At 50.6% G+C, this 18,552-nt stretch carries 20 protein-coding genes; 5 read left to right on the plus strand and 15 right to left on the minus strand.

The features are described from left to right. Positions 1 to 36: 36 nt before the first annotated feature. Entirely contained in the window at positions 37 to 1,689 is a 1,653-nt protein-coding gene (locus ACZ483_RS06365) for a methyl-accepting chemotaxis protein (protein WP_464323351.1), read from the plus strand. On the opposite strand, the gene ACZ483_RS06370 is transcribed toward ACZ483_RS06365, so the two are convergent. Together ACZ483_RS06370 and ACZ483_RS06375 are read right to left on the minus strand one after the other, a co-directional pair. Further along, positions 1,637 to 3,007, minus strand: a complete 1,371-nt coding sequence (locus ACZ483_RS06370; RefSeq protein ID WP_464323352.1) for an MATE family efflux transporter — start codon at positions 3,005 to 3,007, stop codon at positions 1,637 to 1,639. The two genes, ACZ483_RS06365 and ACZ483_RS06370, sit on opposite strands and share 53 nt — an antisense overlap. After that, a complete protein-coding gene (locus ACZ483_RS06375; RefSeq protein ID WP_464323353.1) occupies positions 2,992 to 3,918 on the minus strand; it encodes an isoaspartyl peptidase/L-asparaginase family protein in 927 nt (308 codons plus the stop codon). The genes ACZ483_RS06370 and ACZ483_RS06375 overlap by 16 nt, the downstream gene beginning before the upstream one ends. Before the next feature lie 32 nt (positions 3,919 to 3,950). On the opposite strand from ACZ483_RS06375, the gene ACZ483_RS06380 reads away from it, so the two are divergent. Continuing rightward, positions 3,951 to 5,645 carry a hydrogenase maturation protein gene (locus ACZ483_RS06380; protein WP_464323354.1) on the plus strand — a complete coding sequence of 565 codons (1,695 nt, stop codon included), beginning with the start codon at positions 3,951 to 3,953 and terminating at the stop codon, positions 5,643 to 5,645. On the opposite strand, the gene ACZ483_RS06385 is transcribed toward ACZ483_RS06380, so the two are convergent. The 6 genes from ACZ483_RS06385 to ACZ483_RS06410 are packed head-to-tail and all read right to left on the minus strand — an operon-like array spanning position 5,632 to position 11,111. After that, a complete protein-coding gene (locus tag ACZ483_RS06385; RefSeq protein ID WP_464323355.1) occupies positions 5,632 to 7,326 on the minus strand; it encodes a nickel-dependent hydrogenase large subunit in 1,695 nt (564 codons plus the stop codon). The genes ACZ483_RS06380 and ACZ483_RS06385 overlap by 14 nt on opposite strands. After that, entirely contained in the window at positions 7,323 to 8,633 is a 1,311-nt protein-coding gene (locus tag ACZ483_RS06390) for a (Fe-S)-binding protein (RefSeq protein WP_464323356.1), read from the minus strand. The genes ACZ483_RS06385 and ACZ483_RS06390 overlap by 4 nt, the downstream gene beginning before the upstream one ends. An 11-nt stretch (positions 8,634 to 8,644) precedes the next feature. Beyond that, positions 8,645 to 9,145: a DUF2231 domain-containing protein gene (locus ACZ483_RS06395; protein WP_464323357.1), complete on the minus strand. Its 501-nt coding sequence runs from the start codon at positions 9,143 to 9,145 to the stop codon at positions 8,645 to 8,647. Positions 9,146 to 9,158: 13 nt separating this feature from the next. Beyond that, the gene (locus ACZ483_RS06400) at positions 9,159 to 9,833 is read right to left on the minus strand and encodes a hypothetical protein (RefSeq protein ID WP_464323358.1); all 675 of its coding nucleotides are present in this window, start codon (positions 9,831 to 9,833) and stop codon (positions 9,159 to 9,161) included. Between the two features lies 1 nt (position 9,834). Then, positions 9,835 to 10,077, minus strand: coding sequence for a bacteriophage holin (locus ACZ483_RS06405; protein ID WP_464323359.1), 243 nt, complete (start codon positions 10,075 to 10,077; stop codon positions 9,835 to 9,837). Then, positions 10,077 to 11,111 (minus strand): hydrogenase small subunit, encoded by a 1,035-nt coding sequence (locus tag ACZ483_RS06410; RefSeq protein WP_464323360.1) that lies wholly within the window; start codon positions 11,109 to 11,111, stop codon positions 10,077 to 10,079. Before ACZ483_RS06410 ends, ACZ483_RS06405 begins: the two co-directional genes overlap by 1 nt. Before the next feature lie 100 nt (positions 11,112 to 11,211). On the opposite strand from ACZ483_RS06410, the gene ACZ483_RS06415 reads away from it, so the two are divergent. From ACZ483_RS06415 to ACZ483_RS06425, 3 genes are read left to right on the plus strand one after another with little or no spacing between them, the layout of a single operon-like run. Further along, complete coding sequence (locus tag ACZ483_RS06415; protein ID WP_464323361.1) at positions 11,212 to 12,003, plus strand: pirin family protein; 792 nt, start codon at positions 11,212 to 11,214, stop codon at positions 12,001 to 12,003. Positions 12,004 to 12,012: 9 nt separating this feature from the next. Continuing rightward, on the plus strand, positions 12,013 to 12,753 hold the full coding sequence (locus ACZ483_RS06420) for a carbon-nitrogen hydrolase family protein (protein WP_464323362.1): 741 nt from the start codon (positions 12,013 to 12,015) through the stop codon (positions 12,751 to 12,753). 10 nt (positions 12,754 to 12,763) lie between these two features. After that, the gene (locus ACZ483_RS06425; RefSeq protein ID WP_464323363.1) at positions 12,764 to 13,891 is read left to right on the plus strand and encodes an acetylornithine/succinylornithine family transaminase; all 1,128 of its coding nucleotides are present in this window, start codon (positions 12,764 to 12,766) and stop codon (positions 13,889 to 13,891) included. Here the strand turns inward: ACZ483_RS06425 and gcvPA are convergent. From gcvPA to ACZ483_RS06460, 7 genes are read right to left on the minus strand one after another with little or no spacing between them, the layout of a single operon-like run. Continuing rightward, positions 13,863 to 15,191 carry an aminomethyl-transferring glycine dehydrogenase subunit GcvPA gene (gcvPA, locus tag ACZ483_RS06430; protein ID WP_464323364.1) on the minus strand — a complete coding sequence of 443 codons (1,329 nt, stop codon included), beginning with the start codon at positions 15,189 to 15,191 and terminating at the stop codon, positions 13,863 to 13,865. The two genes, ACZ483_RS06425 and gcvPA, sit on opposite strands and share 29 nt — an antisense overlap. Next, positions 15,192 to 15,707, minus strand: a complete 516-nt coding sequence (gcvH, locus tag ACZ483_RS06435; protein WP_464323365.1) for a glycine cleavage system protein GcvH — start codon at positions 15,705 to 15,707, stop codon at positions 15,192 to 15,194. Then, on the minus strand, positions 15,695 to 15,982 hold the full coding sequence (locus ACZ483_RS06440; RefSeq protein WP_464323366.1) for a hypothetical protein: 288 nt from the start codon (positions 15,980 to 15,982) through the stop codon (positions 15,695 to 15,697). Before ACZ483_RS06440 ends, gcvH begins: the two co-directional genes overlap by 13 nt. 2 nt (positions 15,983 to 15,984) lie before the next feature. Next, positions 15,985 to 16,950, minus strand: coding sequence for an SAM-dependent methyltransferase (locus ACZ483_RS06445; protein WP_464323367.1), 966 nt, complete (start codon positions 16,948 to 16,950; stop codon positions 15,985 to 15,987). Next, positions 16,937 to 17,608: an ABC transporter ATP-binding protein gene (locus ACZ483_RS06450; protein WP_464323368.1), complete on the minus strand. Its 672-nt coding sequence runs from the start codon at positions 17,606 to 17,608 to the stop codon at positions 16,937 to 16,939. The genes ACZ483_RS06445 and ACZ483_RS06450 overlap by 14 nt, the downstream gene beginning before the upstream one ends. Beyond that, complete coding sequence (locus ACZ483_RS06455; protein WP_464323369.1) at positions 17,556 to 18,056, minus strand: N-acetyltransferase; 501 nt, start codon at positions 18,054 to 18,056, stop codon at positions 17,556 to 17,558. Before ACZ483_RS06455 ends, ACZ483_RS06450 begins: the two co-directional genes overlap by 53 nt. 2 nt (positions 18,057 to 18,058) lie before the next feature. Next, positions 18,059 to 18,532 carry a hypothetical protein gene (locus tag ACZ483_RS06460; protein ID WP_464323370.1) on the minus strand — a complete coding sequence of 158 codons (474 nt, stop codon included), beginning with the start codon at positions 18,530 to 18,532 and terminating at the stop codon, positions 18,059 to 18,061. Between the last annotated feature and the right edge of the window lie 20 nt (positions 18,533 to 18,552).

The raw sequence follows: 18,552 nt of genomic DNA on the forward strand, positions 1-18,552 counted from the left end.
TATTTTTCAAAGGAGCTCCATCGAGGAGGAAAGGAGATGACGATAAAGGGGAAGCTTCAGCTTGTAAACGTTATCCTCGTAGCGGTAGCGGTGGTGGTCGGTATCGTTCTTTACATCTCGGACCAGAGGGTGCGCCAATCTATAAATGAGGTAGAGGACGCTATAGAAGAGTTAGAGGTGTACAAGGAGATGAAGATTACACTCCTGAACCTGGCTATATCGGTCAGGAATCTGATATTCGACCCCAAAAGTGAGGAGGCAAGGAAGGAGATAGAGGCAAACATAAAGAAGTACATGGATTACCTTGCAAAGCTCGAGAAAAACAAGAGAGAGCTAAGTGAGGAAGAGAAGGAGCTAACGAGGATTTTGTCCTTCTTTACCTATCAGGGAGATGTAGAGAGTGTGAAACAGCTCATAGAGATGGATGCCCAGGAGGAGGCTAAGCAGACGCTGGTAGAGCTTGAGAAAGAAGGTTTTAAAGATACTGTTGATACACTGAACAGGCTCATAGAGCTGAGACTCAAAGCCATTGCAGAAAAACAGGAGCAGATGAGGAAGGAAATGGAGATGGCAAGCCTGCTCACCGTTGGGATAACTGTTCCTGCGATCCTGCTCGTATCCTTCCTTCTATGGATAGTTTCGAGAGACGCTATAAGGCAGATAAATACGGTCAGCTCTAAGGTTGAGGAGATCACGAGAAGTATGAAGTTCCAAAACATAGAGTTCAAGAGGTTCAAGAGCGAGCTCGACAGGCTAATAGAAGCTCTTAGCAACATGATAGGCGAGGTAGGGGACGCTATAAACTCCATAAAGGAAACCATGATGAAGGTGGCTAAGGGGAATTTGAAGGTAAGACTTGAGGGAGATTACAGAGGGGATCTTAAGGACCTGTCAGACTATATAAACTCCTCTCTTAGGGATCTTCAGGAAGCTCTAAAAAATGTCAAAGATGGTTTCAACAACATAGCAAGAAGCATAAAGGTCCTAACGGAGAACGCAGAAAGGATAGAGAGAGAGAACGAAAACCTAAGCGGCAGCATAGCGAGCATAATGACTTCGGTGGATGAAACTTCCGAAGCCATAAGGCAGATCTCGGAGGAGACGTTAAAGGCAAGGAACACCTCTATAGATATGGAGAGAGCGATAGAGAACGGAAAAAGCAAAGTGGACATAATGCACGGAGCTATGGGGAACATAGTTCAGGTGAGTCAGGAGATCAGTTCCATAACGGAAACGATAATAAACATAGCGGAGCAGACGAACCTCCTGGCTCTCAATGCTGCGATAGAGGCGGCGAGGGCTGGAGAGATGGGAAGAGGCTTCGCTGTCGTGGCGGACGAGGTGAGGAGGCTCGCGGAGATCTCTGGAAACGCCGCACGGGAGATAGCGGCTCTCGTAGAGAAGGCTATGAACGCCGTCGAGGAGGGAAGGGTGGCTTCGGAGGACGTGGTCGAGAGCTACAGGAAGATAGAGGAGGTTACTCAAGAGATAGTAAGAGCGATAGACACGATAGCAACCGCCATGGAGGAGCAGAGCAGGGCGATAGACATAATAAGGGACAACATGACCGAGATAACGAGCATATCGGAAAAGAACACGGAGAGCGTCAAGGAGATCGTTGGAGAGATAAGGAACATCAACCGGACTGCTTCTCAGGTTGAGGAGAGGATGAGAGGGTTTGACGTCTGATCTCTCTCCTGAAGCCGTAGTAGAAGAGGAGAGCTCTTAAAAACATCTCGACGGTCATGAAGGTCCAGGGGACGAGGGGGGAGTGGATAACCTTCAAGAGCAGGTAGGAAGGTATTATCCTGAAGAGCCAGAAGGAGGCTATGTTTATCACCATAGGTGTGGTGGTTCTTCCCATGCCTTTTAAGGCTCCCGAGAGGATCACGGCGTAAGCCATCGGAACCTGAGATATCCCCACTATAATCAGATAGTAAACAGACCACCTTATAACCTCTGGATCCCTGCTGAAAGGAAGGGAAAGGTACTTCGGAAAGAGGATAAGTAGGAGTCCGAGGAATCCCATAAGCATGGCAGTCAGGTTGGCGGTGAATTTAACCCCGTAGATGAGGCCCTTGAGATTTCCCGCCCCGTAGTTCTGCCCCGCTATCACGGTACTCGCCACCATGAATCCGAAACCCACCATGAAGGATATGCTCTCGACTCTGAGACCTATCTGATGGGCAGCGAGAACCTTGTCCCCGAAGTGAGCCAGGAAGCCGACGAAAACGTTGAAGGACAGGCTGGTGACCGCCCTCTCAATTGCGGTCGGAGTTCCTATCCTAATCATCCTCAGGAATATCCCTCTGTCGATCCTCAGAACTAAAGGGAAAGGCTTTCTTTTAATCCTTGCGAGGTAGATGTATATCAAGAAGGCTAAGAGCTCCGATAAAACTATACCCCATCCAGCTCCCTGAACACCGAGCCTCGGAAGCCCAAACTTTCCATATATCAGACAGTAGGCGGCTGATATGTTCACCACGTTCATGAGAACCGCCACCTTCATGGGAGTCTTCGTATCCCCCGCTCCGTTGAAGGCTCCGTAAAAGGTGTTTGTCATAAAACCCACAGTTATGAACCAGAAGATCGGAGTCAGATACTCGGAGGAGAGGGATACGACCCTATCGGAAGCTCCGAGGAGGTACATTAAAAAGAGAACCAGGTCTTTACCGTAGAGGGTAAGAGGTAGGGCTATCAGGAAGGAGATGAGAAGTCCCGAGGATAAAACGGGAGAGGGATCTTCCCCGGCGCCCACCCTCTGGGCTACGAGGACACTCGTTCCCGTATAAGAGAGAGCCATAAGGGAGTAGATGAACCACAGGAGGGATAAGCTAAATCCTACAGCGGCTACCGCCGAGGCCGAAATCCCGGAGACGAGAACGAGGGAGAACATGCTCTCTACGGTGTAGAGGAGGTTCACAACGATTACAGGAAAGGCGAGCTTTACTATCTTCTTTGCGTTCTCTGACTTTGGGGCGCTCGGATCTATTAGAACTCTCTGCATGAGGATCTTAGTATAAACTCACCTCTTTCGTTAGCGTAGCCAAAGGGCATCCTCTCGGTGTTGTGATAACAGCAATAGGATCCCCCTAAATCCAAGGCGATCACTCCCGCAGGATACTCCGTTCTCTGAACTGCCAGTTTACAGGCTTCACCGATTGATACTCCCTCCCTGAGAACGTAATCTACGAGCGTCTTGGTGAGCAGAATTTTTATTATTCCCTCTCCTATTCCGGTTGCCGAAGCTCCCACGCCCTTCTCAGCCCACGTTCCCGCTCCGGGTATCGGTGTATCCCCGACTCTCCCGTAGAGCTTTAAGTGGGATCCTCCGGTAGACGTTCCGGCGCAGACGTTCTTCCCATCAGTTGCCACAGCTCCGACCGTTCCCATAAAGAGTTCCGGGTGTTTTCTCATCAGCTCAACCGTTCTTTTAAAAAGCTCCTTTTCCTCAAGCTCTTCTTCGAGGAGCTTTTTCTTCACCCTCTCAAGTCTTTCCTTCGCTCTTTCGGTGATAATCGGAGAGAACTCTAAGCCAAAAGCTCTTGCAAGCCTCTTTGCACCTTCCCCGTGCATTACGCAGTGGTCGGTTCTCTCGGCTACAAGTCTCGCGAGGGATATAGGGTTCTTAACCTCATCTACGCCTATTACCGCTCCTATCTTTTTTGGCTCATCGACAACCACACAGGCGTCCATCTCCACCCTTCCGTCGAGGGTAAGGGCGCTACCTGTCCCGGCGTTGAAAAGAGGACTGTCCTCCATTATCCTTATCGCCGTTTCAACGGCGTCAAGAGCGTTCCCTCCTTTCCTGAGAACCTCCATTCCTCTCTTAAGAGACTCGCTCATAACCTCGAGAGCTTCCTTCAGATCATTGTCCTCCCACCTCCCCGCGCCTCCATGGATGACGATAGCCTTCATGGAGCTATTATAATAATGAACGGGTATTCACCATGAGGGTGCTCTTCTACTGCTACCGCTTCAACTCCCTCTCCCAGAGGCTCTACTGTGAGCTGACTGAGAGGGGACACGAGGTATCCGTTGAGTTGGACGTCCATCCGGAACTCATGATAGAGGCAGCTGAGCTCTACAGACCCGACCTAATAATAGCTCCCTTCCTGAGGAGGAAGATACCTTCTGAGGTTTGGAGGAGATACAGAACACTCGTAATTCATCCCGGACCTCCCGGAGACAGGGGACCTTCCGCTTTAGACTGGGCGATTCTTCGGAATGAAAGGAGATGGGGAGTTGCCCTGATAGAGGCTACCGAGGAATACGATGCCGGAGACGTATGGGCCTGGAGGGAGTTTCCCATGAGGTTTGCAAGGAAGTCAAGCCTCTACAGGAACGAGGTAACGGAAAGGGCGGTTGAGTGTGTCTTAGAGGCTATGGGGAAGTTTGAAAAAGGAGACTTCAAACCCGAGCCCCAGAATGAGGGTAAGTGGAACCCTAAGATGGAGCAGAGCGTCCGGAGGATAAACTGGGAAAGGGACACGACCGAGGATGTTCTTAGAAAGGTCTATGCGAGCGACAGCCAACCGGGAGTTCTGGACGAGAGAGTGTTCGGAGAGGAGGTTCTCCTTTACAACGCTTTTCCAGAAGATGAGTTGAGAGGGAGACCGGGTGAGGTCATAGCCCACAGGGACGAAGCTGTATGTGTCGGAACGACCGACGGAGCGGTGTGGATAACTCATGCAAGAAGAAGAGGAAAGAAATCTATAAAACTGCCGGTTTTGAGGATTTTTCCCAAAATAGCCGAAAGGGTTCCAGAAGTTCCCATAAAACCTTGGGAAAAAGTTGAGCTCAGAACGTACAGGGAAATCCTTTACGAGGAAGAGGAGGGCATAGGATATATCTACTTTAACTTCTACAACGGGGCTATGTCCACCGAACAGTGCGAGAGGCTCAGAGATGTCGTGAGGTATGCGAAGAGAAGACCTGTCAAGGCTATCGTTCTCTTGGGTCAGGAGGACTTCTTCTCAAACGGGATGAACTTAAACACCATAGAGAACGCTGAGAGCCCGCCCGACGAGTCCTGGAGGAACATAAACGCCATGGACGACCTCTGCGAGGAAATACTCAAAACCCCTGACAAGCTCACCGTTGCCGGCATACAGGGGAACGCAGGAGCCGGTGGTGTTTTCTTAGCCCTCACCTGCGACATTGTCTTCGCAAGAGAAGGGGTCGTTTTAAATCCCCATTACAAGAATATCGGAAACCTTTACGGCTCTGAGTTCTGGACCTACACACTGCCTAAGAGAGTCGGCCGGGAGAAGGGAAGGGAAGTTATGGAGAGGCGTATGCCTATAAGCTCGGAGCAGGCTCAGAAGATAGGTCTGATAGACGGGGTCTTCGGAAAGACTCCTTCGGAGTTCAGGGATGAACTAAAGAGAAGGATTGAGGAGTTTGTCCATTCCCCCGAATTTGAAAAGTTCATAAGGGAAAAGGTAAAGGAGAGAACGAGTTCCAAGTGGCAGAGGCTGATAGAGAAGTGCAGGAGGGAGGAGCTCGAGAGGATGAAGCTGAACTTCTACGGATTTGACACAAGCTACCATATAGCCCGTTACTACTTCGTTTACAGGCTTCCCCACTTCAGAACACCGCCCTATCTCGCCATTCACAGGAGGCTCGGCTTCACAACACCTTGATTTCCAGTTCCTCCTCTCCGTAGAGATGGACGGCACAGGCGAGGCAGGGGTCAAAGGAGTGAATCGTTCTGAGAATCTCTAAGGGCTCCCTCGGGTTGTAGAGTTTATGTCCTGCGAGGGATGCCTCGTAGGCTGAGGGCTGCCCCTTAGCGTCCCTCGGTGAGGCGTTCCAGGTGGTAGGAACAACAGCCTGATAGTTGGCTATCTTGCCGTCCTTGATGTGAACCCAGTGGGAGAGGGAGCCCCTCGGAGCTTCCATAAGTCCGAGTCCCTTCGTATCCCTTTTCCAGGTGGAAGGTTCCCACTTTTCCCCGTTGAAAACGTCGTAATTTCCATTCCTGACATTCTCCAGTAGCTTGCTAAACCAGTCTCTCATGGTGTTTGCATAGACCTTGGTCTCTATCCCCCTCGCTAAGGTTCTTCCGAGGGTTGAGAAGAGAGCTTCTCTGGGGAGGTCAAGACCTTTTAGCACAACGTTTACCTCATCCTTGACACCGTGGAGGTTTCTCGCATACATGGCAAGAACTCTTGCAAGGGGTCCCACTTCAACGGGAAGGTCCTTATACCTCGGAGCTTTCAACCATGAGTATTTCTCATCAACGTTAAGGTATTCGTAGGGAGGCTGGGGTCCTGTGTAATTGAGCTCTGTCTCTCCCTCAAAGGGATGAAGGGGTTGATCGTCCCCCACGGAGTATCTGTACCAGCTGTGGGTTATATATTCTTTTATCTCCTGATAGTCAACATCCTCAATCTCCTCAAGGTTCCGACTCCTTATAAAAGTTGGGGGGATAAACCAGCTCCCTTCCCTGTGGGAGTCCCGTTCCGGCTCTCCTAAGACGAGGAAGTTTCCGAGTCCTTCACCCTTAAAGAACCAGTCCCTATAGAACTGCCCAAGGACTATCAGGTCGGGCAGGTAAACCTTCTCTACAAAGTGGTTTATCTCCTCAATGAGAGTCTTCACCCTGCCGAGTCTGTCCATGTTTATAGCTGTATCGCTCGCGGGATTTATGGGGGAGGGCATACCTCCCACGGCGAAGTTGGGATGGGGGTTCTTACCTCCGAAGATGGTGTGAACCTGAACTATTCTCGTCTGCCAGTTGAGGGCGTCGAGGTAGTGGGCAAGGAGCATGAGGTTCAGCTCCGGAGGGAGCTTGTATTCGGGATGGTTCCAGTAGCCTTTGCTGAATATCCCAAGCTGCTTTCTCTCAACCTGCTCAAGAACCTTCCTCTGGACGTCCCTGAAGTATCCAGGGGTTGACTTCTCGTAGTTTGAGTATTTCCTCGCAAGCTCGGAGGTCTTCTCTGGATCCGCTTTGAGGGCTAACACCGGGTTCACCCAATCCAAGGCGTGGAGATGGTAGAAGTGGACGACGTGGTCGTGAACGAATAGGGTTCCTATCATCAGCTTCCTTATCAGGGAAGCGTTCTCTGGAATTTTTATATCCAGGGCGTCTTCAACAGCCCTTATGGAGGCGAAGGCGTGAACGGTCGTGCAAACTCCGCATATCCTCTGGGCGAAAGCCCAAGCCTCCCTCGGGTCCCTGCCTCTCAGGATTATCTCTATCCCCCTCACCATCGTGCCTGAGCTGTAAGCCTTCTGAATGACTCCGTCTTTGACCTCAGCCTCTATTCTCAGATGTCCCTCAATCCGCGTTATGGGGTCAACGACCACCCTTCTCATTCTCCTTCCTCCCGTAGGGACTCAGCCACGAGGTCAATAAGGCTCATAAACCTGTAGTCCCTGTTTAGCTCTTGGGAACTCTTGCTCAAGGCGAGCATGCAGTTGGCACAGTAGCAGGCAACGTTCTTCACTCCAACCTTATCAAAGAGCTCAGCCTTGGCGAGAAAAGCCTTCTGCCTGTGGTAGTCCGCCTCGTGCTCCACCACAACTCCCCCACCACCTCCGCAGCAGATGTTCTTCTCGGGAAACTCCACCGAGTCTTTAAACTCTTGAGCTATAAGCCTGAGTATGTTCCTCGGTTCCTTAAGGACACCCCCTCTTCTTCCTATCTGACACGAGTCGTGGAGTGTTATCCGGTCAATAACTTTTTTACTGAGATTTAGCTTTCCTTCCTTAACCATTCTGTCTAAGAACTCAACGACATTCAGAACCTCAAAGTTCCACTCCTCCAGGAAGACGTTGGGAGCTACGAACCTCATGGACTGGTAGGCGTGTCCGCATTCGGGGGCGATTATCGTTTTTATACCGAGCTCCTTGGCTCCTTCCAGAATCCTCCTGAGAAGTTCCCTCGTTACCTCCTTGCTCTGGGTAAAGAGTCCGAAGTTGGTGGCCTCGTGGGCTTTTGTGGAGACCGTCCAGCTGACACCGAGGTGGTTCAGAACCTTTGCGGTTGAAGCTACTGAAGAAGGATACTTCATAAGCTCTATGGAGGAGGGTATGTAGAGGTAGTCCGCCTTTTTATCAACTGGAATCTCAACCTCCCACTCGTCGGAGATGAAGTCTATCCTACTGAGGAAGGTAGGAACATCCACTCCGAGGGGGCTCCCCTTCTCTACGGCGGTGTTGGTGGCTTCAGCTAAATCCTCGGGGACGAGTCCTGCGGATGTCAGAGCGCTTCTAACTATGGAAACGAGCCTTGGCGTATCTATCCCCATGGGACAGACCTTGGTGCACCTGTCGCACATCGTGCAGGTGTAGAAGGCGAGCCTGACCTGTTCACTCAGCTCCTCGGGGGTTATCTTCACACCGAGACCAAGAGCCTTCTTAAGTCTTCCGAGTATGGTGTAGTTCTCCTTGTATATCTCCCTGAGAAGATCCGCCTTGTAGGCTGGGGTAAGGGTAGGGTCTATCTTTCCAGAGATGTTCTCTCCCATGTAGAAGAGGCAAGCCTCCGCACAGAGACCGCACCTGACGCAGGCTTCCAGGTAAGAGGCTACCTCGGTGTTGACAAAGCTCCTACAGACCCCGTAGAAGGTCTCTATCTCCTTTTCCCCTATCTGCTCTTTATGTTCCACGCGGAGCGTCATTTTAAGACCTCCTAATCCTCATACTCCCCTTTATTTTCTTGCTCAAGGTGTGGTTCCGAAGGGATGTCGCCTCTTATCTCACTGTGCCTTATCTTGCCCCCATAGTTGCCAGTAAGTCCCATGATCCCAGAGGTTACGAGAGTAAATAAAAGTGTTGCTATAGAAAGCATCCTTGTCAAAGCTATACCTTTTAGGGAAGCTAAGAAAGTTAAAAGAGCAAGGAATCCTGTAATTAGAGCAGAAAGAGTGGCTAAAGAAGCTATTTCCTCATGCTTTTCTAAGTAGATTTCCGATACACCCTGCATATTTTCCACAATATCTTCTGCAGCCTCTCCACTTAAGTAAACAAAGATAGAAATAAAACCAACGAAAATTAAGAAAAGTAAACCTGCTCTTTCCACAGAGGTGTCCTTTTTCCATACTCCATAAGCTAGTAAAGGAATGGCAAAGAGAACACCGAGTATAGGGAAGTGGTTCAAAATTAGATGAAGATGTGCTTCGTTGGCTATCATGGTTCAACCTCCATCAAAAATTTACTCCCCTCTTTCCCACGTTCCAGCCGTAAAAGAAGACCGAGAGGAAGTAGTAAACGAAGTGGGATAGCCTGCTGAAGGGTATGTAGACTATCAAAATGACAGCCGAGAGCATGTGAAGGTTCAGCATCCAGACGTAGAGTCCTCCTCCTGACCAACGGGAGGCGAAGAGACCCGTGAATAGGACTATACCAATCAGGATGTTGGCGAAGTACTCGTCCTTCCCCGTGAGTAACTTGAGAACGGGGTTGAACACCCGGTGAACGGTGAGAGCGAAGAGAGAAAGGAGAGCGGAGTAAGCGAGTATATCGGCGACGAGCTGGGGCATGTAGGGAGGTTCAAAGCCCACTATCTCCCTCCAGAGGAAAGCGTGCTGGGGAACGAAGAAGGTCAAACCTAAGAAACCGACGTGAAAAAGGAAACCTCCCACATACTGAATCCCCCTGTGGGCGAAGACCTCAATGAAGAACCTCCAGCCTTGAGTTGGCTTGAGGGCTATCTTTTCAACAGCCTTAGCGAGAGGATTTCCTTTCGGCTTGGCGTAGTCCTTGGGAAGTCCGAGGAGCAAAACTCTAAAGAATCTGTAGGCTATCCCGGCGAAGAAGAAGTAAAGGGCGAACTCCAAAAGGGGTCCCCTGACTAAGTCGTAGAATTTAACGTCTATCATCTCATTCCCTCGCAAAGAAGTTGTAAAGCAATGCCAGGAGAAAACCTCCAATGAAAGCGTCTATAAAGCCCCAGATACCGCCTATCAGCGCTCCGATTATCCCCGGAGAGTATCCTAAGTAGATGTCGCCCATCACCTCAACGAACCTGTCTCCCCAACCGAATATGGCGGTTAAACCTGCAAAAAAGCAACCACCTCCCCAGAGGAGACCGGCGGCGAGCCCGAGAGCCTTAGGTTTTAACATCACTTCCCACCCCTTAGCTTCCTGTTTATCCAGGCTATTCCGGCTCCCGCAGCGGCTCCGACCGCCACGCCTGTAGCTATCTTTTCAACTCCGAAGCCCGTCTCAACTACCGAGAGCGGTCTGTATATGAAACCCCTGTCCCAGAAGTCCGGCTCTGAGCAACCGAAGCAGGGATGACCCGATTGAATGGGGAAGCTGAGCCCTCCGTTCCACCTTATAGTAGGGCAGGCGTTCCTCGTTATGGGACCCTTACAACCGACCTTGTAGAGGCAGTATCCGTTCCTCGCCTTTTCGTCGTCAAAGTTCTCCGCGAACTTCCCTGCGTTGTAGAAAGCTCTCCTGTAGCACCGGTCGTGTACGGTCTGACCGTAAAAGGTCTTTGGTCTCCCGAGGCTGTCTAATGGAGGGAGCCTTCCGAGAGCCAAAAAGTGAACTATGGTTGCTACTATCACATCCCCTATTGGAGGACATCCGGGAATATTGACCACCTGCTTTCCTCTGAGAGCCTCATAAACAGGGACGGCACCCGTGGGGTTCGGCTCCGCCTTGGGAATACCTCCCCAGCTGGCACAGCTACCGACAGCTACAACTGCAGCGGCGTTCTCGGCGGCCTTCCTGAGAAGCTCGTAGTTAGACTCACCTCCCACGGTGCAGTAAACGCCGTTAGGTGTGACAGAACCCTCAACCACAAGGATATACTTCCCCTTATACCTCTCCATAGCTTCCCTCTTGGACTCCTCCGCATACTCGCCCGCGGGAGCCATGAGCGTCTCGTGATACTCAAGGGATATGAAGTCAAGTAGAACCTCGGTAGGCATAATATTGGTTGAACGGATGAAGGACTCAGAGCAACCGGCACAGTCCTGAAACTCTAACCATATGACCACGGGTTTGGGTTTTGTCTCAAGGGCGTGAACTATCTTGGGAAACATGGACGGGGGAAGTCCAAGAATAGCCGTAGCGATGCTTGCGAACTTTAAGAACTCCCTCCGGGAGTAGCCCCTTTTCCTAAATATTTCGTAGAGGGTTTGCATTCACTAACCTCCCCTTTAAAACTATGACCTAAATCACAGGATTGCAAGCTCTCTTTATACTTATACTCCACTTCGCTCTTTGTGGAATTATCAATATAGTATGGACGTGCAAATCTATCCAGCGGTAGAGTTAACCGACGGTGCCGGTGTCAGATTGAAGAGATACATAGGGACGACGTATCTTAGAGAACTTGATCCCTTCCTCCTTCTCGATGAGTTCAAGAGTTCCGACCCAGCGGATTACACCGCGGGATTTCCTGAACATCCCCACAGGGGCTTTCAGACGCTTACCTACATGATAAAAGGCAAGTTCAGGCATAAAGATAGTACCGGCGCGGAGGGAATACTCGAGGACGGATGGCTCCAATGGATGAATGCAGGGAAAGGTGTCATACATTCAGAGATGCCTCTGATGAAGGAAGGTCTTCTGTGGGGATTCCAGCTGTGGCTGAACAATCCCAAGGAAAAGAAACTCTCAGAACCCTTTTACTTCAACTTCCGAGCAGAGGAGGTTATCATAGCTGAAGGTGTGAGGGTCCTTGACCTTGTGGGAGAGCCTTACAGGGAAAAGGGCTTTTATCCCCTTACCTACCTCCACGTCGAACTGGGAAAAGAGGAAGAGTATGCGGTGGAACTCCCATCGGACAACAACACCTTTATAGCTCTTTCGGAGGGGAAGCTTTCCCTGAAGGAAGTGGAAGTAAGGCCAACGAACGTAGCGGTCTTTAGGGGAGGTGCCGAGGTGAAAGCCTTAGAGAACTCGGTCTTCCTCATCGGGAGCGCTAAGCCTTTGGGAGAACCTGTAGTCAGGTACGGACCCTTCGTTATGAACACCCAGGAGGAGATCGAGAGGGCTCTGAAGGATTACAGGCAAGGACGCTTCTTAGATTAGAATTAAGGGATGTCCTTCAAGCTCGCGAGCCTTCAGATATCCCTGAGCGACAGGATAGAAGAGAACACAGAAAAGGTTTTTTCGCGTTTAGAAGCTCTCGAGGAAAACACACTCGTGCTCCTCCCCGAGATGTTCTTCTGCGGGTTCGATTACGATAGGCTCGAAGAGTTTGCGGACATGTCGAAGAGAGTCTTAGAGGAACTAAAGAAGATCTCTGGTAAAAAGAAGCTCATCGTAGGAGGGACTGTTCCCGAAAGGACAGAGGAGGGTATCGAGAACAGAGCCTTCCTCATACAGGACGGTGAGATCTTGGGGAAGAGAGGTAAGATAAAGCTCTTCCCGCCCTTCGACGAGGACAAATACTTCGTCCCCGGAAAGGAAAATCCTGTCTTCGAGACAAGAGCAGGAAGGATAGGCTTTCTCGTATGCTTCGAGCTGAGGTTCACCGATATGGTCCTTGATTTAAGGAGGAAGGGGATAGACATTCTCCTCGTCCCAGCTCAATGGGGGTACGCAAGGAGGGAGCACCTCAGAGTCCTATCCCGGGCAAGAGCGATAGAGCTACAGAGCTACGTGATTGTTTCGGATACGTGGGGAGAGCACGCGGGAACGAAGTACGCCGGACAGAGTGCTATCTACTCCCCTTGGGGAGAGATCTTAGCCTTTTCCGAAAAGGGAGATATACTCCTCGTGGCTGAAGGTGGCTTAGAAAGGATCAGAGAGGTAAGGAAGCTCCTTCCGATGGATTAAGATATTCTCCATGTTCGTAATGGAAAACTATTCGAGGTTTCCCGTTAGCTTCGTGAGGGGAGAAGGCGTATACCTTTACGACGAGAAAGGAAAAAGGTATTTGGATTTCGTCTCTGGGATAGCGGTATGTTCTCTCGGACACTCCCATCCCAAATTGATCGAAGTTATCTGCTCTCAGGCTAAGGAGCTCATCCACGTCTCGAACCTCTTTGAAAACCCCTGGCAGGAGGAGCTTGCCGAAAAACTCGTCAAGGAGTTCTGGACTGACGCTAAGGTCTTCTTCTGCAACTCGGGAACGGAAGCCAACGAGGCTGCGATAAAGCTCGTCAGGAAGTTCTTTAGAGACAGAGGAGAGGAGAGGTTCAGAATTATCACCTTCAGGAACGGCTTTCATGGGAGGACCTACGGGAGTCTATCGGCTACCGCTCAGGAGAAGTTTCACAAAGGTTTTGAACCTATCCTTGAAGGCTTTGACTACGCCGTGCTTAACAATATAGACTCGGTTAAAAAACTTCTCAGAAAGGAGACCGCCGCCGTTATGCTCGAAGTTATTCAGGGAGAAGGAGGGGTGAACGAGTGCGACCTTGAGTTTCTGAAGGAGGTTCAGAGACTCTGTAGGGAGGAGGGGTTACTGTTGGTGATTGATGAGGTTCAGACAGGGATAGGGAGGACGGGGAAGTTCTACGGATACCAGAACTACGGGATAGAGCCGGATGTGATAACTCTGGCTAAAGGTCTCGGTGGAGGAGTGCCAATAGGAGCCGTGCTCGCAAGGGAGGAGGTGGCCAAGTCTCTCGCTCCCGGATCCCACGGCTCTACCTTTGGGGGGAACGCTCTATCATGCAGGGCTGCAAGTGTGGTCGTTGATGAGGTGAAGGCTCTTTTGCCACGGATAAAGGAGGTAGGAGAATATTTCAGGAAAAAACTGGAAGAACTCAAGGTGGGAAAGGTCAAGGGAAGGGGACTTATGCTCGGTATAGACTACGGGAAGGATTGCAGAGAGGTGGTAATCAAGACTCTTGAAAGGGGACTCGTGATAAACTGCACAGCTGGGAACGTTCTCAGGTTTCTGCCGCCTCTTATAATAGAGAGGGAACATGTGGATGAGGCTATCGACATTCTGAAAGAGATTCTATAAGTTCGTCCATCTCCTCCTTAGTCCTCTTCTCCGTAACGGCTATGAGGAGAGCGTCCTCCATTTCCGGATAAAAGTCCTCTATGGGGACTCCAAGGAGATATCCCCTCCCGAGGAGAGTCTTCCACATCTTCTTAGCTTTTTCCTTCCTGAGCGGGAACTCCCAGAGGTGTTTTCCTGCGAAGACCTCTTCAAAACCTACCTTGAGGAGCCTCTTCTTCAGGTAGATAGCCTTAGAAAGGCTCTGGGTAGCTACCTCCCGCAGTCCCTCCTTTCCCAAAAGGGAAATGTATATTAGGTTTACGAGGGCGAGGAGGTTCTGGTTTGTGCATATGTTGGAGGTTGCTCTCTCCCTCCTTATGTGCTGTTCACGGGTTTGAAGAACCAGGGCGAATGCTCTTCTTCCCTCTACGTCCTCCGCCATTCCCACAAGCCTTCCGGGCATCTTCCTGACGTACCTCTCTCGGGCGGCAAAGAAACCGACGTAAGGTCCTCCGAAGTTCATAGGAACTCCCAACTGCTGACCCTCACCTACCACTATGTCCGCTCCGAACTCCCCCGGAGGTTTGAGTATTGAAAGGGCTACGGGGTCGGCTGCAACGATGAAGGGAATCTCGTATCTCTGGGCGAGCTCACCTATCTCTTTCAAAGGTTCTATATACCCAAAGAAGTTAGGATACTGCACAGCGAGGGCGTGAGCCGAGCCGTCCTTTAAGAACTTTTCGAGAACTTCTATATCTGTCGTCCCCTCTTGCGTATAGGGAACTTCTACTATCTCGTCCCTATAACCTTTAAGGTAGGTCCTGACCACCTCACGGTAGAAGGGGTTTACAGTCGAGGATAGGACGACCCTATACCCCTTCCCCTTTATGGCACGAGCCATCAGAACCGCTTCTGCAAGGGCTGAGGCTCCGTCGTACATGGAGGCGTTGGCAACTTCCATCCCCGTTAGCTCTGCGATAAGGGTCTGATACTCGAAGATAGCCTGAAGGGTTCCCTGGGAAGCTTCCGCCTGATAGGGCGTGTAAGCTGTGAGGAACTCTCCTCTCTCCGCAAGATACCAGATAGCTGAAGGTATTATCCTGTCGTAGCAGCCCGCTCCCACAAAGCTTATCGGGGGTCTATTGAAAGAAGCGAGTTTACGGAAGTATCTCCTGAGTTCCTCCTCAGACTTGGTTTCAGGGAGGTTCTTTGGAGGGTTAAGGAGGGCAGGATCTATGTGGGAGAAGAGGTCCTCAAGGTTCTTTAGACCTAATAGGGATAGTATCTCCCTCGTCTCCTCGTCGGAGTGGGGGATGTACATCTACCTTTCCTCTTCGTAACCGAGCTCCTCTTCGGGCAGACCCTCCAAAGACTCCTCGAGACCCTCGACGGGGATCTCCTCGGTAGCTTCCTCTCCCTGCTCCTCCTTTATTATCTCCCTGAGCAGTTCAGCGTAGTCCTCCGGAGGCATCAAATCCTCGACCTCGGCGGGATCCTTCATCTCCACAACAGCTATCCAGCCTGCATCGTAGGGATCCTCGTTTACAAGCCCCGGATCGTCTACCAGATCCTCGTTAACTTCTATCACCGTTCCCGTTATGGGACTGTAAACGGGAGCCACGTTCTTTACAGATTCTATGTTGGCAAGGGTCTCTCCCGCCTCAACATCTTGCTCTTTCTCAGGAAGGTCGACGTAAACTATGTCGCCCAACATCTTCTGGGCGTAGTCGGTTATGCCTACCTGAGCTTTACCGTTTCTTATGTAAGCCCACTCGTGATCCTTGGTGTAGTATCTGTCACCTTTTACGAGGTATCCGCCCACCACTATGTCTTCCATCTCTCTTTACCCCCATCAAGTTTGCTTTCTAAGAATATCAGATGTATTACCGTGTCTATACGAGCGTTCACCTGACTTACTTCCTGTCCGACCTGGTTGTTTATCTTCTCATTGAGGTTGTCTATCCTTTGGTTTAGATACCGGAAGTCCTCTTCCTGTTTCCTTTCTACTTTTTCTATTTTTTCCAATATCTCCTTGGTTCTCTCATCAACCACCTCGTAGACGAGCTCTAAGGTTACCTCTCTTATAACGCCCTTCGCTCTCTCTATCATCATAATTATTTTAGCTCTTTGCGTTGGAAAAGCACTTTAAACCTATCCCCCATGCTGATGAGCATCGTCTTTAGTCTCGACAGCCTCTCGACAGCTTCCGGACTCTCTTCGAAGCCAAGGCTCTCCAACTGGGAGAGGAAACCGGGTATGCTCGCCAAGAAGTTTCTCTGAGAATCGAAAAGAACGGTCTCCAGTCCGTAGTCCCTTCCATACTCCATCAGGGCGGAGAAGTTCACGTGAGCTGTTACATCCATCCTCTCTCCCGAGTATATATCGTCCCTGAGCTTGTGCTTTTTATATCCCACTACCGTCCCTTCGGGAAACTTGGGAAGGTCTTCTGAAGTGTATCCGTAGTCTATAACGAGATGGTAGCCTCTTTCGAGAGCGTGAGCAACCCTCCTGAGCATATCTATGCAGTCGATGCATATCTCTACCCTCTGGCTGAGATTCTCGTAACCCATCCTCTTGAGGAAGGAGATCACCCTCTCGTCCCTGAGATCAAGCCAAACCTCCTCTCCACCCTCACTCACGTAAAGCTCCTTTCCCTCCCTTACCACGTGAACGGGGAGGGTGTCAAAAAACTCATTGGAGAGAACAATACCTTCTATCCTTGGCAGATCCTCTACCCACTCGATCCTCTCGAAGTCCCTTAGAACCTCTCTCTGTATCTCGATGAGAGAGGGGCTAAACTCGTAGATGAAGTAAGTCAGACGGTCGAAGAGATCTCCATCCTCCCTCCGGTAGTAGCTAAGTATATCCCTCGCCAGCAGTCCTCTCCCGCCTCCGAGTTCGAGTACAGAAGGATTTTCGAGCTCTTTCAGATAGGGATGGAGAAACTCGGCCACCGCTTCTCCGAAGGCTCTGTCGAGCTCGGGCGACGTGAAGAAGTCCCCGTAAGAGGAGAACTTCTCCTCCCGTGATAGGTAGTACTCCTTTACCTTCTCTTCCATAAAGTCCCTAAAGCTCTTCATCGACAACTCTCCCGTCCTTAAGGTGAACTATTCTTTCGGTCCTCTCGGCAAGGTAGCGCTCGTGAGTTACCATTACTATGGTACTTCCCTCCTCGTTAAGTTTCTCGAATATCTCCATCACAATCTCAGTGTTCTTCGAGTCTAAGTTTCCGGTAGGCTCGTCGGCGAGGAGGAGTATAGGATCGTTTGCCAAGGCTCTCGCTATAGCAACCCTCTGTTGCTCCCCTCCCGAGAGCTGGTAGGGCTTCCTTCCTTCCTTCCCGGAGAGTCCTACCTTCGAGAGAAGTTCCCTCGCTCTCTCCCTTGCCTCCTTCTTGAGTACGCCAGCCTTGAGCATGGGAACCATGACGTTCTCTAAGGCTGTGAACTCGGGAAGAAGGTAGTGGAACTGGAATACGAAGCCGAGCTTTCTATTCCTTATCCGCGAGATCCTCTCCTCCTTTGAAAAATCGATCCTCTCACCTTCGAAGATCACCTCTCCGGAGGTGGGTCTGTCGAGGAGTCCCATGATGTAGAGAAGGGAGCTCTTGCCGGAACCAGAAGCTCCGACGATGCTCAGGAACTCTCCCCTCAGTACCTCTAAGCTGATTCCCTTGAGTATATCCTCACCATCTATTGACTTGTGAACGTTCACGAGCGATAGAAGGGGAGCTTTCATGTAGCTCTAATATAACCGCTATCTCGTCGCAGTCGGGAAACTTTATACAGTTCACGCAGTCGGTCCATACCTTGTGGGGAAGCGTGCTCTTGTCTATAACGCGGAAGCCAAACCTCTCGAAGAAGTCCCTCGCGTAGGTTAGGGAGAAAACCCTCCTTACGCCGAGCTGATGCGCCTCCTCGATACAAGCCCTCACGAGCTCTCTTCCTATGCCTTCACCCTTCCTGTCCCTTCTGACCGCAAGGCTCCTTATCTCAGCCAGATCCTCCCAAACGATCTGAAGGGCGCAGCAACCGAGCACCTCCCCTTCCTCCTCGTAAACCCAGAAGTCCCTTATATGCTCGTAGATAGAGTTCAGACTCCGGGGGAGTACTATTCCCTCCTTAGCGTAGTCGCTCACGAGCTCGTATATAGTCTTAGCGTCCGATAGCTTAGCCTTCCTTACCATCCTCAATTTCCTCCGCAGTCGGTCTCTTCCTCGTAGAAATCGAGGAGCGTTATCCTCTCTTCTCTGAGGTAAAGATCTATCTTAGCTACTTCCTCCTCTTCGTAACATCCGGTTCCTCCGTTCACGAAGTACTCTAAAGCCTTCAGTTTAAAGTCTCCAACCCTCCACTCCTCTTCGTAAGCCCATCCGGAGAGAAGCTCGTAGTCGCCCGTCTCCTTCCTGTAAGGATATGTTCTCTTCCCAGAGATCCTCTTCGCCTCGACACCTGTGATTTCAAGTATCAAAGGATCCCTGCCGTCGGGAGTGTTGTCGTAGAGTATGGTGAAGCTGAGTTCGGGACAACCTACTCTGAGCGTTCCGTGTTTTCCAGCAGGATCATCCACCACGGTGCAGGAATCTGCCTTCCTCTTATCAACGAGAGTAGAGCAGGAGAGAAGGACACCTATTGTTCCAATCAGGATGACCTTGATCACCATGCTTATTAAATATATGCTTG

The organism is Hydrogenivirga okinawensis, assembly GCF_055385515.1.